The 19,949-nt window shown below is 68.8% G+C and carries 22 protein-coding genes and 1 pseudogene; 9 read left to right on the top strand and 14 right to left on the bottom strand.

Annotation, left to right across the window (positions count from 1 at the left end; translation table 11 throughout):
• Window positions 1–8 precede the first annotated feature (8 nt).
• From ACS5Q7_RS10320 to ACS5Q7_RS10305, 4 genes are all read right to left on the bottom strand, one after another.
• Window positions 9–776: a phosphatase PAP2 family protein gene (locus tag ACS5Q7_RS10320; RefSeq protein ID WP_478339221.1), complete on the bottom strand. Its 768-nt coding sequence runs from the start codon at window positions 774–776 to the stop codon at window positions 9–11.
• A gap of 15 nt (window positions 777–791) precedes the next feature.
• On the bottom strand, window positions 792–1,022 hold the full coding sequence (locus ACS5Q7_RS10315) for a helix-turn-helix domain-containing protein (RefSeq protein ID WP_478339220.1): 231 nt from the start codon (window positions 1,020–1,022) through the stop codon (window positions 792–794).
• A gap of 233 nt (window positions 1,023–1,255) precedes the next feature.
• Window positions 1,256–1,774 carry a 2'-5' RNA ligase family protein gene (locus ACS5Q7_RS10310; RefSeq protein ID WP_478339219.1) on the bottom strand — a complete coding sequence of 173 codons (519 nt, stop codon included), beginning with the start codon at window positions 1,772–1,774 and terminating at the stop codon, window positions 1,256–1,258.
• Between the two features lie 26 nt (window positions 1,775–1,800).
• Window positions 1,801–2,901 carry an SPL family radical SAM protein gene (locus tag ACS5Q7_RS10305; protein WP_478339218.1) on the bottom strand — a complete coding sequence of 367 codons (1,101 nt, stop codon included), beginning with the start codon at window positions 2,899–2,901 and terminating at the stop codon, window positions 1,801–1,803.
• Between the two features lie 80 nt (window positions 2,902–2,981).
• On the opposite strand from ACS5Q7_RS10305, the gene ACS5Q7_RS10300 reads away from it, so the two are divergent.
• Window positions 2,982–3,911, top strand: coding sequence for an alginate O-acetyltransferase AlgX-related protein (locus ACS5Q7_RS10300; protein WP_478339217.1), 930 nt, complete (start codon window positions 2,982–2,984; stop codon window positions 3,909–3,911).
• Here ACS5Q7_RS10300 and ACS5Q7_RS10295 read toward each other — a convergent pair.
• Entirely contained in the window at window positions 3,905–4,120 is a 216-nt protein-coding gene (locus ACS5Q7_RS10295; protein WP_478339216.1) for a hypothetical protein, read from the bottom strand. The genes ACS5Q7_RS10300 and ACS5Q7_RS10295 overlap by 7 nt on opposite strands.
• A gap of 217 nt (window positions 4,121–4,337) precedes the next feature.
• Here ACS5Q7_RS10295 and ACS5Q7_RS10290 point away from each other — a divergent pair, with 217 nt between their 5' ends.
• The 5 genes from ACS5Q7_RS10290 to ACS5Q7_RS10270 all read left to right on the top strand — a co-directional run bounded on the left by ACS5Q7_RS10290 (window position 4,338) and on the right by ACS5Q7_RS10270 (window position 7,378).
• Window positions 4,338–4,811 carry a hypothetical protein gene (locus ACS5Q7_RS10290; protein ID WP_478339215.1) on the top strand — a complete coding sequence of 158 codons (474 nt, stop codon included), beginning with the start codon at window positions 4,338–4,340 and terminating at the stop codon, window positions 4,809–4,811.
• A 113-nt stretch (window positions 4,812–4,924) separates the two neighbouring features.
• Window positions 4,925–5,827 carry a thioredoxin gene (trxA, locus tag ACS5Q7_RS10285; RefSeq protein WP_478339214.1) on the top strand — a complete coding sequence of 301 codons (903 nt, stop codon included), beginning with the start codon at window positions 4,925–4,927 and terminating at the stop codon, window positions 5,825–5,827.
• Window positions 5,828–5,900: 73 nt separating this feature from the next.
• A complete protein-coding gene (locus ACS5Q7_RS10280; RefSeq protein ID WP_478339213.1) occupies window positions 5,901–6,566 on the top strand; it encodes an LON peptidase substrate-binding domain-containing protein in 666 nt (221 codons plus the stop codon).
• 14 nt (window positions 6,567–6,580) lie between these two features.
• A complete protein-coding gene (locus ACS5Q7_RS10275; protein ID WP_478339212.1) occupies window positions 6,581–6,787 on the top strand; it encodes a Trm112 family protein in 207 nt (68 codons plus the stop codon).
• Between the two features lie 201 nt (window positions 6,788–6,988).
• The gene (locus ACS5Q7_RS10270) at window positions 6,989–7,378 is read left to right on the top strand and encodes a hypothetical protein (protein WP_478339211.1); all 390 of its coding nucleotides are present in this window, start codon (window positions 6,989–6,991) and stop codon (window positions 7,376–7,378) included.
• 6 nt (window positions 7,379–7,384) lie between these two features.
• Here ACS5Q7_RS10270 and ACS5Q7_RS10265 read toward each other — a convergent pair whose 3' ends face one another.
• The 4 genes and pseudogenes from ACS5Q7_RS10265 to ACS5Q7_RS10250 all read right to left on the bottom strand — a co-directional run bounded on the left by ACS5Q7_RS10265 (window position 7,385) and on the right by ACS5Q7_RS10250 (window position 12,165).
• A complete protein-coding gene (locus ACS5Q7_RS10265; RefSeq protein ID WP_478339210.1) occupies window positions 7,385–7,747 on the bottom strand; it encodes a SpoIIAA family protein in 363 nt (120 codons plus the stop codon).
• Window positions 7,748–7,792: 45 nt separating this feature from the next.
• Window positions 7,793–10,174 (bottom strand): annotated as a pseudogene (locus tag ACS5Q7_RS10260) (primosomal protein N'); the annotation flags it as partial.
• 334 nt (window positions 10,175–10,508) lie between these two features.
• Window positions 10,509–11,753 (bottom strand): App1 family protein, encoded by a 1,245-nt coding sequence (locus ACS5Q7_RS10255; RefSeq protein WP_478339209.1) that lies wholly within the window; start codon window positions 11,751–11,753, stop codon window positions 10,509–10,511.
• A gap of 13 nt (window positions 11,754–11,766) precedes the next feature.
• Window positions 11,767–12,165 (bottom strand): DUF3775 domain-containing protein, encoded by a 399-nt coding sequence (locus ACS5Q7_RS10250; protein ID WP_463849843.1) that lies wholly within the window; start codon window positions 12,163–12,165, stop codon window positions 11,767–11,769.
• 259 nt (window positions 12,166–12,424) lie between these two features.
• Between ACS5Q7_RS10250 and ACS5Q7_RS10245 the strand changes: the two genes are divergently transcribed.
• Together ACS5Q7_RS10245 and ACS5Q7_RS10240 are read left to right on the top strand one after the other, a co-directional pair.
• Window positions 12,425–13,831 carry a hypothetical protein gene (locus ACS5Q7_RS10245; RefSeq protein ID WP_478339208.1) on the top strand — a complete coding sequence of 469 codons (1,407 nt, stop codon included), beginning with the start codon at window positions 12,425–12,427 and terminating at the stop codon, window positions 13,829–13,831.
• 78 nt (window positions 13,832–13,909) lie between these two features.
• Window positions 13,910–15,229 (top strand): HlyC/CorC family transporter, encoded by a 1,320-nt coding sequence (locus ACS5Q7_RS10240; protein WP_478339207.1) that lies wholly within the window; start codon window positions 13,910–13,912, stop codon window positions 15,227–15,229.
• A 14-nt stretch (window positions 15,230–15,243) separates the two neighbouring features.
• On the opposite strand, the gene ACS5Q7_RS10235 is transcribed toward ACS5Q7_RS10240, so the two are convergent.
• The 4 genes from ACS5Q7_RS10235 to groES all read right to left on the bottom strand — a co-directional run bounded on the left by ACS5Q7_RS10235 (window position 15,244) and on the right by groES (window position 17,915).
• Window positions 15,244–15,540: a type II toxin-antitoxin system RelE/ParE family toxin gene (locus ACS5Q7_RS10235; protein WP_478339206.1), complete on the bottom strand. Its 297-nt coding sequence runs from the start codon at window positions 15,538–15,540 to the stop codon at window positions 15,244–15,246.
• A 2-nt stretch (window positions 15,541–15,542) separates the two neighbouring features.
• Window positions 15,543–15,779, bottom strand: coding sequence for a type II toxin-antitoxin system ParD family antitoxin (locus tag ACS5Q7_RS10230; protein WP_478339205.1), 237 nt, complete (start codon window positions 15,777–15,779; stop codon window positions 15,543–15,545).
• A gap of 117 nt (window positions 15,780–15,896) precedes the next feature.
• Window positions 15,897–17,540 carry a chaperonin GroEL gene (gene groL, locus ACS5Q7_RS10225; RefSeq protein ID WP_478339204.1) on the bottom strand — a complete coding sequence of 548 codons (1,644 nt, stop codon included), beginning with the start codon at window positions 17,538–17,540 and terminating at the stop codon, window positions 15,897–15,899.
• 84 nt (window positions 17,541–17,624) lie between these two features.
• A complete protein-coding gene (gene groES, locus ACS5Q7_RS10220; protein WP_238249590.1) occupies window positions 17,625–17,915 on the bottom strand; it encodes a co-chaperone GroES in 291 nt (96 codons plus the stop codon).
• 205 nt (window positions 17,916–18,120) lie between these two features.
• Between groES and ACS5Q7_RS10215 the strand changes: the two genes are divergently transcribed.
• Entirely contained in the window at window positions 18,121–19,056 is a 936-nt protein-coding gene (locus ACS5Q7_RS10215) for a magnesium transporter CorA family protein (protein ID WP_478339203.1), read from the top strand.
• Window positions 19,057–19,233: 177 nt separating this feature from the next.
• Here ACS5Q7_RS10215 and pdeM read toward each other — a convergent pair whose 3' ends face one another.
• A complete protein-coding gene (gene pdeM, locus ACS5Q7_RS10210) occupies window positions 19,234–19,947 on the bottom strand; it encodes a ligase-associated DNA damage response endonuclease PdeM (RefSeq protein WP_478339202.1) in 714 nt (237 codons plus the stop codon).
• Window positions 19,948–19,949 lie beyond the last annotated feature (2 nt).

The following is a 19,949-nucleotide window of genomic DNA, read 5'->3' as shown; positions in this document are numbered from 1 at the left end:
GGTCATGATTAACGCGTCGGCGGGCCGGTGGGCGGATCGTTCACTTCGACCTCGCCGCGCTGCTGCAATTGCAGGGCGATGAACCAGCAGAGCGAGGCCCAGGCGGCGCCGACACACCATCCGGCCACCACATCGCTCGGCCAGTGAACGCCGAGATAGATGCGGCTGATGCCGACGAGCAGCGTCACGCTCACGCCGATGCCCATCACGAGAGCTTTCACCTGGCGGTTGCGATCCACACGCGCCAACAGGATCGCCAAGGTGAGGTAGGCGATGGCTGACATCATCGCGTGGCCGCTTGGAAAGCTCGCGGTGAAGACCTCCATCCCGTGCGGAACGAGATCGGGCCTGGGCCGGTGGTAGAACAGTTTCAGCACCGTCGAGACCAATTCGCCGCCGCCCACCGCTCCCAGGACGTAGAGGGCGATCCTCTTCCGGTTCGACAACGCGAGGTAGGCCGCCACGGCGGCGGTGACGAACACCACCGTGAACACGCTGCCAAGCCCGGTGATGTCGCGCATGGTCTCCTCGACCCAGCGCGGGCCGATGGGATCGGACAGGTCGGCGGGGTTGCGCAGGGCCAGCAGGATGCGGCGGTCGAGGGCTTCCGTGGACCCCTCGCCGACCTCATGCGCAAGGGCGAAGAAGCCGTAGCCGAGGGTGCTGAGGCAGAGCAGCGCCACGAGCGGCCCGACCTCGTTGAGGCGTAGCCAGAACCAGACGGCCGTGGCCCGTCCGGTGATCGGGTTGCGGGCCCAGCGGGTCGAAGGGGTCAAGGGCCGTTCCTCACGTCACACGCCGCGTGAGCGCTCCACGGGGGCGAGGAGTGCGGCCGGCGTCGTCTTCACATGTTCGGCCAGCTTGACGATCGTCATGAGGGAAGGGTTCCGCCGGCCGCGCTCGATACCGGACACATAGGTCCGGTCGATCCCCGCCACGAGCGCCAACGCCTCCTGCGACAGGTCGCAAGCCTTCCGTGCGGCCCTCAGGTTCTCGGCCAGGACGATCCTGTAGTCCACCATGGGCGGACAACGCCGCCTTGCAGACCCAGCGTCCACGGACTCAGCGTCACATTTCGGGACGATTGCGGCTTCCTCAGGTCCTGAAATCGATGGCTGAAGAGCACGATCCGCCCCCGTCTTTGCGAGGCGGAGCCGAAGCAATCCAGAGCGCGCCATCTCCGAAGAGGAGTGTGCCGGCTGGATTGCTTCGCTGACGCTCGCAATGACGATGAAACGATCAGCCGGACGAGGGATCACGCGTTCTCCCCGAACGGGATACGCGCCACCCGGTCCCACGGACCGCCCAGGTAGCGCCACAGCATCACCGCCGGGGCCGTGAAGCGGAACGGCGCGAAGCCGTCCTGAAGCGAGGCGTGGAGGGCGCGGGCGGTTTCGGGCGAGACCTTGTTCTGCACGGTGACATGGGGGCGCCAGCCCTGGCGGTCCTGCGCCGTGAGCCACGGCGCGAACTCGCGGGCGAGCCGGCCCCGGAACGTGTCGAGCGGTTCCGAATGCAGCACGTAGGCGACGCCCCGTCCGGTGAAGCGCACGCCCGTCACCGCCACTTCGGGCGGCGGGAGGGTGCGGGCGAGGGCGGTGATCGCCTCCAGCACGCCTCGCTCCCTGTCCCCCGGCAGATGGTGGAACAGGGTCGAATGGGCGGGGATTTGATTCAGCTTCTCCGGGAAGTGGCGACGGCGCTCCCCGTCGAATCGCGCGAAGGTGTCCTCGTCGAAGGCGAGGGTGAGGATGAGGGGGGCCGGCTCTTGCATCGGTCGCGACATGGCGCGCCGGATGCTCAGGTCCAGTAGAGCACCCGCGCGCCGGGCAGGGCACGGGCGATCTCCCCGGTGATCGCGGCACGCATCGCGTCCATCTGCGGCTTCGGCAGGACGTACTTCGCCGAGCCGAATTTGGTGAGCTTGCGCGAGCGCTCGGCCTCGTCGAGGGGCAAGTCGGAACCGGGATACCAGCCCCGCAGCACCTCCTTCGAGCCGGGTGTGAAGCGGTGCGTGATCAGTTCCGCGGTGAGATCGAGATCGGGAACGCCGGACAGGGCGTCGGCCGCGTCGTGGATCAGCCCGGCATAGGCCTCCTGCCAGTCGGGGATCGGCAGGATCGGCGCGATGGTGAGCCCCACCGGATATCCCGCCATCGCGACCTGCCGGAGGGCGTCGAGGCGGGCATCGAGGGGATCGGTTCCGCCCTCGTAACGGGCCGCGCCGCGCGCGTTCACCGAGAAGCGGATGCGCGTCCGCCGCCCATGGTCGAGGTCGAGCAGGGGTGCGACGGCGGCGAACTTCGTCGTGAAGCGCAATTGGACCGGTGCGTCCCAGGCGCCGAACCGGGCGATGGCCGCCGAGAGCGAGCCCGTCAGGTGCTCGATGCCCAGCGGATCGGTGTAGCAGGAGGCCTCGAAGGTCGTGCCCTCGGCCGCCCGGGCGGCGGAGGCCGAGGTGACGTTCCCGCGCCCGAGATAGGATTCGAGGTTGCCGAGGATGTCGCCGAGATTCGCATAGGCCCGCGTCACCGGCGGGCCTGAGAGCGACCCGGCGAGGTAGCAATATTGGCAATGGGCCGGGCAGCCCTCGGCAAGGTCGAACCGCCAATCGGCCGAAGGCGGGATCGGCTGCAATCTCAGCTTGGTCGGCGGCGCGACGGTGATCGCCAGCGTCGCCTTGGCCTCGGTGTAGGCGCGGCGCGGATCGGCCTGGCGCGGCAGGCTCAGGCGGTTGGCCGCCAGCCGTTCCACCGGAAGGCCCTGCTGCTCGATCCGCGCCACCATCGCCCGCCCATGGGCATGGTCGAGGGCCGCTGGCGTCACCAAGACCCGGCGCGGGCGCCACAGGCGCGGCGCGCGGAGGCCGCGCGCCTCGGCGGGGGGAGATGCAACGGCCATGTCCATTCCGTGCGAACGCCGCAACCGCCGGGCGGGGTCCGCCTTCCCGCCGCCGAGGCGTGCGGCTAAAGCTCCCCGCGATGGCCGAGACCGACAGGACCCACGTGCATACCGGCCGCGACGGCTGGCTCTTCCTCATCGGCGGCCACAACCGCGTCATGGACCGCTATCGCGGCCCCCTGGCGCAATGGTGGCTGCTGCGCCGCTGGACCCGGCTGATCGCGGCCCGCGCCGCACGGGCGGAGCGACTCGGCATCCGCTGCCTGCACGTCTTCGTGCCGGAGAAGCTCTCGGTCTACGACAACAAGACCGACGGGCTGCGCTACGCCCCCGGCAACGCCTCGACGCGGCAGCTGGCCCGCCGGCTCGGCCACAGCCACGCCTATCTCGACCTGCTGGCGCCGCTGCGCGCGGCACGCGACGGCAACGTGCCGCTCTACCTGCGCACCGACACCCATTGGTCGCTGGAAGGATGCCTGCTCGTCTACCGCGCGATCATGCGCGCCCTGAGCGCGACCCCACCGGCCGACATCGCGGCGCGGCTTCGGATCGACTGCCCCGAGGTGATGGATCTGGGCGCCAAGCTCGCCGAGCCGCCGGTCGAGGCGGTGGAGCGCATGGCGATCCTGCGCGACGCCGCCCGCGTCGAGACCGGCCCGCTGCTCGCCGCCTACGAAGCGGCCGGGCGGGCGACCGAACTGCATACCGGCGCGCATGTCGTCTATCGCAATGCAGCGGAAACCGCCGATCCGCGCCGGCTGGTGCTGTTCGGTGATTCTTGCGCGCATTTCGCGCCATTCATGCTCACGGGCTTACTGGCCGAAAGCTTCCGTGAGGTGCACTTCGTCTGGTCGTCCAGCCTGGACTGGCGCTACATCGAGGCGGTGAAGCCGGATATTCTGCTCTATGAACTGGCCGAGCGATTCCTGGCGCGGGTGCCTTCGGACGATTACGACGTGGCCACGGCCGCACGGCGCGGGGCGCCGCCGAGGCCGCTGCCGGCTCAGTAGATGGCCGGGTCGATCATCGCGAAATCGCCGGGCTGGTACTGGCTGACCGACGCCGGCGCGTAGGCGATGCCGAGCAGAAGCACGAGAATGGTGGCGAAGCAGGCGAGGGTGGCCGTGACCGTGTCCGCATGCCGCCGCAGCGCGTGGATCGCCATGCATCCGAGCGTGAATAGGGCCGCCTCCGCGACGGGCGCCAGCGCGGGGATCATCGCAATACTCCTCGAGCAGTAAAGTATCAGGGCGAGGGCGCCCGAGCACCCGTCAGCCCGAACACGATGCCGTGTTTTGCTGCGCTGCAACAGAGGGTTCGCCGCAAGTCTGGTCTGCGCCAGACGGGTCGAAACCGTACGTTCCCTCGACGCCGGCATTCGCGCGCCTAAGTCAGGGCAAAGGGCGATGACCCTGCGGGAGGAACACGAAAACGCCATGACGGCCACACTCCGTTTCACCCTCGCCTGTGCCGCTCTCACGGGGTTCGGCATCCACGGCGCCGCCGCCCAGACCGCCTTCAAGCTGGAAGGGGCCTGCGAATCGCTTGTGGTGGCGGGCCGCGACGTGAGCGCCCAATGCTCCCCGATCCTGACCAACGCCGTGAGCCGCAACCGCACCACCTTCGACTTCATGACGAAGGACGGGCAGGTGATCAGCTTCTCCGGCAACGGCGCCCAGCAGGAGGCGACGGAGGAGACCGACCCGCTCCAGCCGATCAACGTCGTCTCGGAGAGCAAGACCGGCAGCGAGGTCGGCGCGCCGGTCCTCGCCATCGGCGCCTGCCGGTTCTCGACGCCGGAGCCCGGCCGCACCTCCATCGCCTGCGAGGCCAAGACGGCGGATGGGCGGGTCTATTCAGGGACGTTCGTGACCGCCGCGAAGGCGGCGTCGGGTGCGCCATCTCGCTGAGCGAGGCCGACGCGGGGGTGGACAACCGCGAAGCATCGGCGCGGCGGACTGGTCAGAGGCGGCCCGAAGCCCCATCTACCGGCGATCACGGGAAAAGTTCCGAAGCCAGATCGATGCTCAACGACCTCAGCGCCGGCGGCGCTTCCGCCGACCTGATCAAGGACACCACGACTGCCTCCTTCCGGCAGGACGTCATCGCCGAATCCATGGACCGCCCGGTTCTGGTGGATTTCTGGGCGCCCTGGTGCGGGCCGTGCAAGCAGCTGACCCCCGTTCTGGAGAAGGTCGTCCAGGCCGCGGGCGGCAAGGTCGTGCTGGCCAAGATGAACATCGATGAGCACCCCTCCATCGCGGGGCAGCTCGGCATCCAGTCGATCCCGGCGGTGATCGCGTTCGACAAGGGCCGTCCGGTGGACGGCTTCATGGGTGCCGTGCCCGAGGGTCAGATCAAGGAATTGATCGACCGGCTCGCCGGCTCCGGTGGCCCGTCGCCGATCGAGGCGGCCCTGGAAGAGGCGGCCTCCCTCGTGGAAACCGGCGACCTCGCGGGCGCCTCGGAAATCTACGCGGCGGTGCTCGAACAGGAGCCCGACAACCTCACGGCGCTGGCCGGCTTCGCCAAGCTGCAGCTCGACGCCGGGGAGATCGAGAACGCCAAGCGTGTGCTCGCCATGGTGCCGGAGGAAAAGGCGAACGATCCGGCCCTGGCCGGCATCCGCGCCGCCCTGGAACTCGCGGAGCAGGCCGCCTCCCTCGGCGATCTGGCGGGGTTCCAGAAGGCCGTCGAAGCCAACCCCGACGACCATCAGGCGCGGTACGATCTCGCGCTGGGCCTCGCGGGGCGCAACCAGCGCGAGCAGGCGGTCGATCACCTGATCGAGATCCGCAAGCGCGACAAGACCTGGAACGACGACGCGGCGCGCAAGCAGCTGCTTCAGTTCTTCGAGGCCTGGGGGGTCATGGACCCCGATACGATCCGCGGTCGGCGCAAACTCTCGGCGCTGCTGTTCTCGTAGCGCGCCGGCCCCATCCCGGACGATGAAGGCGCGTCCGGAAGCCGGGCCGGGAGAACGCGCCAGAGGAGGTGCGATGAGCACGCATTCCGGCTTCCACCGTGCGGCGGACTGCCCCGCCGTCATTCCGGTGTTTCCGTTGCCCGGCGCCCTGTTGCTGCCGAGGGGACAGATGCCGCTCAACATCTTCGAGCCGCGCTATCTCAAGATGGTGGACGACGCCCTGCGCGGTGATCGGCTGATCGGCATGATCCAGCCCGATCCGGACGGCACGGCCTCGGCCCACCCCAAGCTGTTCCGCGTGGGCTGCGCTGGGCGCATCACCCAATACGCCGAGACCGGCGACGGCCGGTATCTCATCTCGCTGACGGGCGTCAGCCGCTTCCGGGTCGAGAGCGAGGTCGCCTCGGCCGACAGCTACCGCCTGTGCCAGGTGAGCTACGACGAGTTCGCCATGGACTTCCAGGCGCGGGCGGGCGAGGAACAGGTCGACCGGCCGGGCGTCCTGAAGGCCCTGCGCGACTTCGTCGAGTCGAACGACCTCAAGGTCGATTGGGCGGGGATCGACGAGGCCCCCAACGAGGCCCTCGTGAACGCGCTGTGCATGATGAGCCCGTTCGGGATCCGCGAGAAGCAGGCGATGCTCGAAGCGGCGGACCTCAAGACCCGCGCCGAGATCCTGATCGCGGTCACGCAGATGGAACTGATGCGGGGCTCCGGCCCCGAGCCGACGATGCAATAGGATTCCACCCCGTCATGGCCAACGACCTTACCGCCCCCGTCGAGGCGACCCGCGTCGATCCCAAACTCCTCGAAATCCTCGTCTGCCCCCTGACCAAGGGCACGCTGGAATACGATTCCGCCCGGCAGGAGCTGATCAGCCGTTCGGCCAAGCTCGCCTACCCGATCCGCGACGGTATTCCAATCATGCTGCCGGAAGAAGCGCGACCGCTGCACGACTAAACTCTTGTCGCTGCGAACGTAACGAAAGCTCGGCCGTATCGCCGAGCTTTCGCTCAGTTACGAAATAATACATATTTGTCGGGCGCGGCCATATTCATGCCGCGCAATTTGGTTTACAACGACTCATCCCGCAACAACGCTGACGACCGGACGCGAAATCGCGCCGCGGCGTCGCTGTATTTGCAGAGAGCCGTTCCCAGGATGACCTTCACCGTTCCGACTGTCTTCGCCGCCGCTGCCCTGACCGCCGGTGCCTTCACCGCGTCCGCAGCGGCCGGGCCCGACCGGCACAATGGCACCTGGGCGGTGGAACTCGTGACCGACAGCGGATTGTGCAGCGCGCGCTACAGCTACAGCGTCGCCATCCACGACGGCGAGGTGCGGCCCGCTTCGGCGACCGGCGCGAGGGTCAGCGGCCGGGTCTCGCCGGATGGGACAGTGGGCATCACGGTCGCCGGAGCGGGCGGCTCGGGCACCGGCACCGGGCGCCTCGGCGGCACCCAGGGGTCCGGAACCTGGGCCGTATCCTCGCTCTGCTCCGGCCGCTGGACGGCCCGGCGCGGCGACACGCGCACCGCCCAGGCCGAGTAACAGCCCTCAGGCCGCAGCGGCGAGCCAGGAGCGCGCCTCGGCGAGGCGCTCGCGCTCGAACACCTTAATCTTGTAGGGCGAGACGAACGCGAAGGTCTCGGCCATCATCTTCAGCCACGGCGCATCGGTGACGAGGGCCACGTGGCTAACGCCCTTCATCATCGAGATGCCGAAGCGCGGATCCTTGAAGAAGGCCGCCGGCTCCATGCCCTGGAAGCTGCGGATATCCTCCAGGAGCTTGATGCGCTCGCCCTTGTCGAGGTCCGCCTTCATGGCGGTGATGGCCGCGTTCATCTCCTCGTCGGAGATCTTCCCGTCGACCACGATTTCGGCCACGTTCGAGTCGGGCGTCTTGGTGTAGCTCAGCACTGATCGCTCTCCGTCCACGGCGTCGCAGCCGACGCGCCCTGTCTCCTACAAAAAGCTCTGCGGGTCGACATCGATCGTGACCTTGAGGTTGCCACGCGGCTTCGGGGCGCGGGCCAGCCACTCCCGCAGGTAGGCCTGCATGTCGACGTTGCGCTCGGTCTTCACGAGCAGCCGGAAGCGGTGGCGCCCCCGGATCAAGGCCAGCGGCGCCTCGGCGGGGCCGAGCACCATCACCCCCGCCGGAGGGTCCGCCTCGCGGGCCAGCGCCTGCCCGTAGGCCTCGGCCACCGCCTTGTCGGTGGCGGAGACGATCAGCGCCGCGAGCCGGCCGAACGGCGGCAGGCCCGCCGCCTCGCGGGCGGCGATCTCCTCCGCGTAGAACCGCTCCGCATCGCCCGAGAGCAGGGCGGCGATCACCGGATGCTCCGGCTGGTAGGTCTGGACGAGCGCCCGGCCCGGCTTCTCCCCGCGCCCGGCCCGGCCCGTCACCTGTTGCAGCAACTGGAAGGTCCGCTCGGCGGCGCGCGGGTCGCCGGAGGTGAGGCCGATATCGGCATCGAGCACGCCAACCAGCGTCAGGCCGGGGAAGTTGTGCCCCTTGGCGACGAGCTGCGTGCCGATCACGAGGTCGCATTCCCCCGCCGCCACCGCTTCCAGTTCCTGGCGCAGCCGCTCTGCGCCGCCGGGGAAGTCGCTCGACAGCACGATGATGCGCTTGTCCGGGAACAGCCCGGCAGCCTCCTCGGCGATGCGCTCGACGCCGGGGCCGCAGGGGGTCAGGTGGTCGAAGGCGCCGCAATTCGTGCAGGCCTCCGGCCGCCGCTCGGTGTAGCCGCATTGGTGGCAGACCAGCGCCCGGCGGAATCGATGCTCCACGAGCCAGGTCGAGCAATTCTTGCACTGGTAGCGGTGGCCACAGGCCCGACACAGGGTGAGCGGGGCATAGCCCCGCCGGTTCAGGAACAGCAGCGCCTGCTCGCCGCGCTCCAGGGTGTGCTTCACCGCGTTGATGAGGGGAGGGCTGATGAAGCTGCCCTTCGCCGGCGCATCGCGCCGCATGTCGATGGCCGCGATGTCCGGCAGGCGCCGTCCGCCGAACCGTTCGGGCAGGACGAGGTGGTCGTAGCGCCCCCGCGCCGCGTTCACCCGGCTCTCGATGGAGGGCGTCGCCGAGGCGAGCACCACCGGGCAGCCTTCGAGTCGCCCCCGCACCACCGCCATGTCGCGGGCGTGATAGTGGACGCCGTCCTCCTGCTTGTAGGCGGCCTCGTGCTCCTCATCGACCACGATCAGGCCGAGCTGCGCGAAGGGCAGGAACAGGGCCGAACGCGCGCCCACCACGACCTTCGCCTCGCCCGAGGCGACGGCGACCCGCAGCCGCTCCCGGCGCCGTCCGCCGATGCCGGAATGCCAGGCCGCCGGGCGGACGCCGAACCGTTCCGCGAACCGGTCGAGGAACTGCGCGGTGAGGGCGATTTCCGGCATCAGGATCAGCGCCTGACGCCCCGCCCGGACGCAACTCGCCACCGCCTCGAAATAGACCTCCGTCTTGCCCGAGCCGGTGACGCCTTCGAGGAGGACCGGCTTCGCCGTGCCGGCCTCCGCGCTCGCCGCGATGATCGCATCGAGCGACGCCACCGCCTCGGCCTGTGCCTCGGAGAGGGGCACGCGGGGGTGGTCCGGGTCTGGCTCGGGCGCCACCGGCTCCGGCGCGATGGCGAGCGTCTCCAGCGCCCCGTCATCGATGAGCCCATCCACCACCGAGAGCGAGACGCCGGCCTCCTTGGCGAGGGCGCTCTTGCCGCGCAACTCCCCGTCGGCGGCAATGGCGAGCACCTTCGTGCGTGCAGGCGTCGGCCGGGACGGGGGCTTGCCGGAACCGCGCACCGCGACGCGGGCGATTTCCGCACCCGCCGCCTCGTCGGGCAGGCGCAGCACCATCGCGAGCGCCGAGCCCCGTGGGGCGAGGGTGTAGCGGGCGATCCAGTCCACCAGCCCGCGCAGGGTGCCGTTGAGCCGGGGAACGTCGAGGATGCCGGTCACAGGCCGCAGGTTCGAGCCGCCGACGCTCTCGGCGACGTTCCACACCACCCCGACCGTCTCACGCGGGCCGAGGGGCACCTGCACCACGTCGCCGGCCGTCACGGTCAGCCCATGCGGGACGACGTAGCTGTAGGGCGTATCGATCGCGAGGGGGATCTGGATTTCGGCGACGGTCGGCATGTTCTGCCTTTGTACCATAGCGGACAGTAATTGGCTCCTGCCCGCCCTCGTCGCCGAAAGGAAATTTACGAGTGGCGGCGCACGGCGTAGCGGTAGCGCCGTCCCTCCTCGTCCAGCAACTCGCTGTCGGAACTCTCCCGCCAGACGATCTCGTCGCCGGGGCCGGCGGCGTCGGTGAGCACGGTGCCGCGCACGATGTCGAGCGCGAGGCCCGCGCCGTAGCTCATGGCGGTCGCGTCGGTAATGGCGGCCCCGATATCGCCACCATCGGGAAGGCAAGCGAACAGGACGCCGTCGGCGATGGCGAGGGTGTAGGTCTGCATGCGGCGGCTCCAACTCAAACGAGCAGCACGGAAAGGCGGCGAACCTAGGAATCCCGGCGGCCAGGAGAAGCGCGTTCTCCGAATTGCTGCAATGCAACAACAGGCCGGACGTTCCGTGATCCGGTCCAACTCAGCGGTGGGTTCAGCGTCTCAAGACCACCTCCAGGGTCGTTTCGCACGAGCGGAAAGACACTTGAGTCACCCGAACGGTGCCGTCACACTCGCGTGAGCGACGATGCCTCGGGCGGAGAGACGACAACGGTCGTCGGCACGCTCTCCTCGTCCGAGAACGCCGCGAGGACCTGGGGAGCCAGGGCTTCGCCGGAAGCCGGGATGAGGTGAACCGTTTCGGTGCGAGGCGGCGGCGCATCGCTGCCGGCATGCTCGTCGGCCACGGCGGCGACCGCATCCGGCGCGATGAGCCCGAGCCCGGCCGCGTGGCGGGCGATGGCGACGCTATCGGCGGCCAGCACGAGACTCGATCCGGTCGCCGCGACGGCGCCCGCGAGGCGCACCACCTCCTCCGTCCGCGCGGCATCCCGCGAGACGTTGCGGATATAGACCGCCTTCACCCGCCCGGGGTTGTCGGCCACGATCTGCGCGTAGACCTCGGGGTCGTGCTGTCCGCTGTCGCCGATCAGCACGAAGGGCCGGTCGTGGTAGAGGTCGAGCATATGCCGGATCAGCGCCTGCTTGTGGTCCTCGGCCTTGCGCGGGAGCGGGTGGGTCCAGGACAGGCCCCATTCCCGCAGGAACAGCACCGGCCCCGCCGGAATGTCGTGGCGCCGGAAGAACTCGGTGAGCATCTCGTAGAGGCCCCAGGGCGCCCGCGAGACGTAGAGCATCGGGTTGCCCTCGCCCCCGCTCGGGCCGACATGGAGCGCGCGGTAGAGCGACGTCACGCCGGGAAAGGCGACGCGGCTTTCTGCATCCTCCACGAAGAGCCGCCAGAGCATCTTCAGCTTGTTTGCGACACCCGTGAGCATCACCGTGTCGTCGATGTCGCTGACGACGACGTAACCGCATCCAACGGGCGGGATGTAGACCTCGCCCTTTGCCGGGATGGGCGGATCGGCCTCCAGGGTGAGCTGGACCTCGTGCCACGGCCCCTCGACCGGGGGCAGGGATTGCGGGCGCAGATGCACCCGGAAATAGCCGTCGCTGTCCGTCACGACCCGCGTCTCGGCCCCGCCGAACCGGGCGAGGATCGAGGCATCCGCGACGATGCGCCGGGAGATGCGGCGGCGGACGTCGCGCCATTGCGCCCGCAGGGAATCGGGATCCTCGCCGGGCCTGTCCGGCGATTGGCGGAACACCCGGCCGATCAGGAAGATCGCCTCGGCCGAGCCGTAGCCCCGGTAGGGTTCGACCACGAGCCCGCCGCGCCCCTGCGCCCGCCGGACCGGGCGGGCGACGACGCGCAGCGCCTTTCGCGCGGCCCGGCCGGCTCGTGTCGACATGCCGCGAACGGCCTCAGGCCTGCGGGAGATCGGGGGTGAGGCCGAGGGCGTCGAGGCCTTCCTCCAGCAGGTCGCCGGCATCGGGTGAGCCAAGCAGTTCCTTCACCGCGCCTTCTCCGGCCGCCTCGCGTTCGCGGGCGAACTTCACGGCGGCGTCCCACTCCTCCGGCTCCATGTCGCCACGGCCAATGTAGAGGAGCGCCAGAAGCTCGGCGCGGGAATCGTCGTCCATGCCGGCGATCATGCCGCGCACCTCCGATTCGGTCGCGTCGTCGGTGCCGGAGACGAGCACGTCGGTGGCGCCGTCATCGATGGGGTTCGAGCCGGAATCCGGATCGGTCGGGCCTTCCTTCACCTCGATCGCGCGGAGCCGGATGACGATATCGGCGACGGTGTCGGGGGCGAGGTCCATCGATGTCTCCTGAGGACGCATGAAACAGCAGGGCATCCACGCCCCTTGAGCCGCGACAACGGGCGAGGCGCGCGGCGGTTCGCTCCGGCTTTTCGGGGAAAGCGGCAGAGTGCGTGGTCCACACCGTTCGGCGGAACGAAGCGGCGCCTTACGGGCTTGCAGAACGCCGATGACGACCGACCCTTTCGCCCCGCCCGCGACACTAGCCGCACGGCTTCCCGCCTGGGCAAGTTTGCTTGCGGGCGCCGGCCTATTCTGGTTGGCGACATCGCCCGCCGAGGCGCGGCCGAGCTACGACGGCAGCGCACCGACCTGCTTTCTCACCGCTGGGGGCGCTTTGGAGATCTGCCGCGACGGCAGCGAGGCGGAGGGAGTCCTCGCGGCCCCCTCGCCCTGCGCCTTCGCGCGCGGCATCCAGCTCCTGCGGCTCCCGAAGACCGGCATCACGGCTGTCTTCCAGGGCCAGAGTCCGCTCGGAAAGACGCGCCGGGGCGAGGATTGCCCGGAGCGCCGGGTCACCGACCCGCGCGACGGGGGCGCCCTTCAAACCGGCCGCAGCCCGGAACAGCTGGCGACCATCCTGCCGCCCGCGCAATCACGCTTCGGCGTCGCTCTGCCGGAGGAGCGGCGACGGAAGGGCGAGGAGCCGACCCAGGAAGGCATCGGCCCGCGCGACCCGATCGCCATCGCGGGCCGCGATTGGGCCGGCGAGGAGTATTCCTACGTCTTCCTGCTGGGGCAGGAACCTTCCGCGACAGGGGCCGAGACCACCGAAGAGACGCCGGGCCGCCGGGGCAGGCGCCGCAATCGCGAGAGTTCCGAGGCGGCGATGCCGGCCTCCTTCCGCCGCGTGCAGATCGCGGCGCGCACCCTCGATTTCACCACCTTCGAGATCCGAACCCGCGGCGCCGACGGCAGGCTCGCCTGGGTGCCCGTCACGCAGGAGGAGAAGAAGCGCCGCTCCGATCCTCCGACGCCGACGGCGGTACTGGACGAGGCAGGCAAGCCGCTGATGTCGGCCTGCCAGGCCCCGCCCTTCGCGACGCAGGGACTCGTCGGCTCGATCAGCATCGTCGAGCGCACCTACCATTACTTCTACACCGACGTGCTGCCCGAGGATTGCGGCCTGCCGCCCGAGCAGCGGCGCATGGGCCTCTACCTGCGCACGTCCGGCGACCTCGCCGCCGACAGGGTGTGGTCTGCCGCGCGGCGCCTCGGCCCGGCCTTGCCGCCGAACAGCCTCGTGCGGGTGGCCCGCGCCAAGGGCACCACCCGCTGGGCGGTGTCCTATACCTGCAACCGGCCGGCGAACGCCCCCGGCGGGCCGGTGGCCGATATCTGCCTGCAATACACCGCCGACCTCGACCCCGCCGGGATCGGTGCTTTGACGCTCTACGCGGATCCGGTCGAAGCGGGGCGCTCGCCCGCCTATCTCGGCCTGCGCTCCGGTGGCAACGGCGCGGGCCGATTCGATCGCAGCACGCATTTCTGGATGACCGACGCCCACGGCAACCTCGACCTGCCGGCGATCTATGCCGGCAAGTCGGGGCTGCTGACCTGGGTCGACCGCCTTGCCCCAGGCGCCGGGGGCTACGAGGGCTCGAAGGTCTACGGACGTCCCGCCTATTGGGCGACATGGACGGTGCGCAAGACCGGAACGCCCTGACGGGAAACACATGCGCCGCGCTCACGGGAGCGTTATATGGCTCTCCTAGCGCCAGGGGCGGCGCGTCAGATCTGACTGATGGACACCGAAACAGACCTCTGGTTCGCCGCGAGCATCGTCCTGATCTCGCTGATCCTCTCCGCCTTCTTCGCGGGCGCCGAGACCGCCTTCACCGCCGCTTCGCGGGCGCGGATGCACGCCCTGGAACAGGGCGGCGATCCCCGTGCCAGCATCGTCAACCGCATTCTCGCGATCCGCGAGCGGTTCATCGGCGCGATGCTGATCGGCTACAACATCGTCGCCATCGGCGCCTCGGCCTTCACGACGAGCGTGCTCACCGCCCTGTTCGGCAAGAGCGGCGTGATCTACGCCACGGTCGGCATGTCGGTGCTGGTCATCGTCTTCGCGGAGGTGCTGCCGAAGACGCTCGCCATCTCCAACCCGGACAAGATGGCCCTGCTGATCGCGCGGCCCGTGGCCTTCGCCGTCGCGATGATGGGTCCGCCCGCGCTCGCCATCGAGCAACTGGTTCGCCTGATGCTGAAGCCGTTCGGCATCACCATCGGCGAGCACCAGTCGATCCTCACCGCCGCCGAGGAGATCCGCGGGCAGGTGGCGCTGCTCCATAGGGAAGGCGGCGTCGAGCGGGCCGAGCGCGACATGCTCGGCGGCCTCCTCGACCTCTCGAACCTCTCCGTCTCGGACGTGATGGTCCACCGCACCAAGATGCGCGCCATCGATGCAGACATGCCCTCGGTGGACATCGTCCGCGCGGTGCTGGCCTCGCCCTACACCCGCATGCCGCTCTGGCGGGGAACGCCGGAGAACATCGTCGGCGTGCTGCACGCCAAGGACCTGCTTCGCGCCCTGGATGCGGCGGGCGGCGACGCCTCGGGCCTCAAGGTCGAGGAACTGGCGCTGGAAACATGGTTCGTGCCCGGCACGACGACCCTGCGGGCGCAGCTCAAGGCGTTCCTTTCGAAGAAGACCCACTTCGCCCTCGTCGTGGACGAGTACGGCGAGGTGATGGGTCTCGTGACCCTGGAGGACATCCTGGAGGAGATCGTCGGGGACATCGCCGACGAGCACGATGTGACGGTCTCCGGCGTGCGCCTTCAGGGCGACGGCTCGGTGAACGTCGATGGTGGCGTACCGATCCGCGACCTCAACCGCGCGATGGACTGGAACCTGCCCGACGACGAGGCCACCACCATCGCCGGCCTCGTCATCCACGAGGCGCGGACCATTCCCGACACGGGCACGGCCTTCAACTTCCACGGCTTCCGCTTCCAGGTGCTGCGGAAGGCGAAGAACCGGATCACCACACTGAGGATCACGCCGCTGTCGGGGGTGGTCCAGCCGCCGACACCGGCATTGGAACATCGCGATACGGTCTGAGGGTCGAGACCTCGTCAGAGATGGCGCCTCGGGTCCATGCGCCCGTGAAGCACGCGCACGATCTGGATACGTCCGTCGTCTTGCCGCCGGTAGTAGACGGTGTGAGAGCCTACTACGAGTGTCCAATAACCCAGTCGGATATCGTTGGCGTTTCGCCCAGGTCTGTGACCGCTCGCGATGTCGCCGAAGGCGGTGGCGAGACGCCGTAGGTACGTCTCGGCTTGGTCGGCGTCCCAATGGCCTGCCGTATAGCGCCAGATTTCGTCGAGATCACCGCGTGCCCGTGGCGTGATCGTGTAGTCCGAACTCACGGCTATTGGTTGCGCTTGCTCAGCAGGAACTCCTCGACATCGAACGGCTCGGCGGGACCGCTGCCTTCGCCTTCGATGAGCGCCGCACGCACGCCCTCCAGTTTGGCCTCTTGCTCTTCGAGAAGGCGCAGCCCGGCCCGGACGACATCACTGGCCGAACCGTAGCGTCCGCCCTCGACCTGCCGCTCGATGAAGCGCGAAAAATGGTCGTTGAGCGCGATCGAGGTATTGCGTCCCACGGAAACCTCACCGGCGAGCGTGTTACCAATTCCTGGTAACTTTGCCCTCGTTACGCCCAAAAGAAAAGGGGCCGCCGTTCGGCGACCCCCTTCCCGTTTCAATAGGTGGCGTCGGACTTAGAAGTCCATGCCGCCCATGCCGCCGCCGCCCGGCATCGCGGGGGCGCCGCTGTCCTTCTTCGGCGCGTCGGCGACCATGGCCTCCGTCGTCACCAGCAGGCCGGCGACCGAAGCCGCGTCCTGAAGGGCGGTGCGGACCACCTTGGCCGGGTCGACGATGCCGGCCTGGATCATGTCGACGTACTCTTCGGTCTGGGCGTTGAAGCCCCAGGTCTCGGAGTCCGTCTTATCGGTGATCTTGCCGACCACGATCGAGCCCTCGACGCCCGCGTTCTGGGCGATCTGGCGGATCGGGGCCTCAAGGGCCTTCAGGACGATCTTGATGCCGGCCTGGACGTCCGGGATATCGGACTTCAGCTCGGCGACCGCCTTCTTGGCGCGGAGCAGGGCGGTGCCGCCGCCGGGAACGATACCCTCTTCCACCGCAGCGCGGGTGGCGTTCAGGGCGTCGTCGACGCGGTCCTTCTTCTCCTTCACCTCGACCTCGGTCGCGCCGCCGACGCGGATCACCGCGACGCCGCCCGCGAGCTTGGCCAGACGCTCCTGCAGCTTCTCACGGTCGTAGTCCGAGGTGGTCTCCTCGATCTGCGCCTTGATCTGCGAGATACGACCCTCGATCTCGGACTTCTCGCCGACGCCGTCGATGATCGTGGTGTTCTCCTTCTCGATGCGGACGCGCTTGGCGCGGCCGAGCATCGGGAGAGTCACGTTCTCGAGCTTGATGCCGAGATCTTCGGCGATCATCTGGCCCTTGGTCAGGATCGCGATGTCCTCGAGCATCGCCTTGCGGCGATCACCGAAGCCCGGAGCCTTCACGGCCGCGACCTTCAGGCCGCCGCGCAGCTTGTTCACGACGAGCGTGGCCAGGGCCTCGCCCTCGATGTCCTCGGCGATGATCAGGAGCGGCTTGCCGGTCTGCACCACGGCCTCGAGCACCGGCAGCATGGCCTGGAGCGACGAGAGCTTCTTCTCGTGGATGAGGATGTAGGGGTCCTCGAGCTCGGCGACCATCTTCTCCGCGTTCGTGATGAAGTACGGGGAGAGGTAGCCACGGTCGAACTGCATGCCCTCGACGACGTCGAGTTCGGTCTCGGCGGTCTTGGCCTCCTCGACGGTGATGACGCCTTCGTTGCCCACCTTCTGCATGGCGTGGGCGATCATCTCGCCGATCTCCTGGTCGCCGTTGGCGGAGATCGTGCCGACCTGGGCGATCTCGTCGGAGGTCGAGACCTTCTTGGCGCGGGCGATGATGTCCTTCACCGCGGCGGCGGTGGCGAGGTCGATGCCGCGCTTCAGGTCCATCGGGTTGATGCCGGCGGCCACGTACTTGGCGCCCTCGCGAACGATGGCCTGGGCCAGCACGGTCGCGGTGGTGGTGCCGTCACCGGCGATGTCGTTGGTCTTCGAGGCCACTTCGCGCACCATCTGGGCGCCCATGTTCTCGAAGCGGTCGGCGAGCTCGATCTCCTTGGCGACCGTCACGCCGTCCTTGGTGATGCGCGGGGCGCCGAAGCTCTTCTCGATCACGACGTTGCGGCCCTTGGGGCCGAGCGTCACCTTGACGGCGTCCGCGAGGATGTCGACGCCGCGAAGCATCTTGTCGCGGGCGTCGGCGGAGAAACGAACGTCTTTCGCTGCCATGTCCTAAGCTCTTTCGGTTCGAGGATGCCCCGAGGCCGGGTTCGGCCTCGAAGGGGCTTCAAGCCTGTAGGTGCCGGATGGGGGTCAGAGGTTGACCACGCCCATGATGTCCGACTCCTTCATGATGAGGAGGTCTTCGCCGTCGATCTTGACCTCGGTGCCGGACCACTTGCCGAACAGCACGCGGTCGCCGGCCTTGACGTCGAGGGGGTTCACCCGGCCGTTCTCGTCGCGGGCGCCCGGCCCGACGGCGATGATCTCGCCCTCTTGCGGCTTCTCCTTGGCGGAATCCGGGATGATGATCCCGCCCTTCGTCCTCTCTTCGCTCTCGATGCGGCGGACGACCACTCGGTCGTGCAGCGGACGGAACTTCATGAGCTGCCCTCTTGCTTCAGGTCTGGAGATGGCGTTGATGCGGCCCGGCGGGTCGCCTCGACCCCATGGTTAGCACCTCTGTTAGCACTCTCTTCCGACGAGTGCCAACGCGACGGCGAGATAGCCATCGTGGTGTTCCAAGTCAAGATGGTCGCACCCGTTGGGGCCGCGTGACGGCCCATGCCTGCCAGGATTTCCGCCCGCCATGCTGAAGAAACACGGGGCGGTCTGGATCGACCTGCTCGACCCTTCCGCCGAGGAAGTCGCGTCGGTGGAGCAGGAGACCGGCCTGCGCATTCCGACGCGCGCCGCGCTCTCCGAAGTGGAATCGTCGAGCCGCCTGCGCCGGCTCAAGGGCGGGTTGTCGCTCTCGACGCCGATGATCACCTTCGAGCAGGCGGATTCGCAGTTGAAGCCCCTGGGCTTCCTGCTGACGAAGGATCACCTCGTCACCGTCCGCTTCCACGACCTGCGCGCCTACGGACAGGCCGCCAAGCGCCTGACGGAAGAGGAGGCCGGCGATCCGGCCGAGACCTTCATCGTCCTGCTGGAGGAACTGGTCGACAGCCTCGCCGACGCGCTTGAGGAGATGGCCGCCGATCTCGATTCGCTCTCGAGCCGCATCTTCGACTTCGATGTGCGTGGTCCCTCCGCCCGGCGGATGGAAGAGCCGCCGCCCCGCCGCCGCGACCTTGCCCTCCGGCGCATCCTGCGGGCGATCAGCCGCCGGGGGAAAGTGCTCGGCAAGGTGCGGGCGAGTTTGCTCGGGCTGGAGCGAATCCTGCCCTTCGTGTCGAGCGCCTGCGACGGGCTCGAACTCACCGACGACGGACGGTTCGAGACGATCCGCCGGGACATCGAATCGCTGGACGAATTCGAGACGCGCCTCGCGGAGAACGTTCAGTTCCTCCTCGACGCGGCCCTGGGGCTCATCAACATCGAGCAGAACAACGTCTTCCGGGTGCTCACCGTCGTCTCGGTGGTGGGCGTGCCGCCGACGCTGATCGCGTCCATGTACGGCATGAACTTCAAGCACATGCCGGAACTCGATTGGGCCTACGGCTATCCCTACGCCCTCTGCCTGATCTTCATCAGTGCGGTGATCCCGATCATCTATTTCAGGATACGCGGCTGGTTTTAGCGGGGCTGTCGCTCAGACGGCCAATCCCGTCATTGCGAGGAACGAAGCAATCCAGGGATCCGCCACGGTCTGAGACGTCCCGCTACACTGGATTGCTTCGCTGCGCTCGCAACGACGGCGAGGGTGGCGCGGACCTTGCGCGAATGCCGCGACGGTCCACCCCCCGCATCGCCACGATCAATCCCGCGCCAGCTGCGCCCGGCCGATGGCGAAGACGCGGCCGTCGCCGAGGAGATAGGCCGTGAAGCCCTTCGGGAAGGCGGCGTCGAAGGCCTTGTCGCGCACGTTCAGGCCGCCGGCGAAGGCGCCGAGCGCGGGCATGACGAGGCGCTGACCGTCGGTGACGAAGCAGCGCCGCCGCACGGCCCGGCCGCGGGCCGCCACCTTCCCGCAGGGGTGGAGATGGCCCGCGATCTCACCGGAGGAGGGGGCCTCGCCCGGCTCGTGGCGCAGCACGAGATTGCCCAGGGTCAACGCCTCGGCGTAGCGCCCGCCGACGCCCTCCTGCACCGCCGCGTCGTGGTTGCCGGCGATCCAGACCCAGTCGCGCCCCTCCTGAAGGGCGGAAACCATCGCCCGGTCGCCGGGCTCCATGCGCTCGGGGCCGCGCGCATCATGGAAGGAATCGCCGAGCGCGACGACACGGGCGGGGTCGTGGCGCACGATGGCCTCGTGCAGGCAGGCCAGGGTCTCGCGGGTATCGTAGGGCGGCAGGAACTGGCCGGACCGGGCGGCGAAGGCGGAGCCCTTCTCCAAATGAAGGTCGGAGACGATCAGCGTGCGGTGGGCTTCGAGCCAGATCCCGCCGCAGAGATCGAGGGTGAGCACTTCACCCGCAACGGTGATCGTCGGGTGCTTCTGGGTCTTCTCGAGTCGGAGTCCGGCCGCCACCA

Source organism: Methylobacterium sp. Gmos3 (assembly GCF_056430985.1).
Note: the sequence above shows the minus strand (reverse complement) of the source record. Positions and strands in the feature narration are given on the sequence as shown.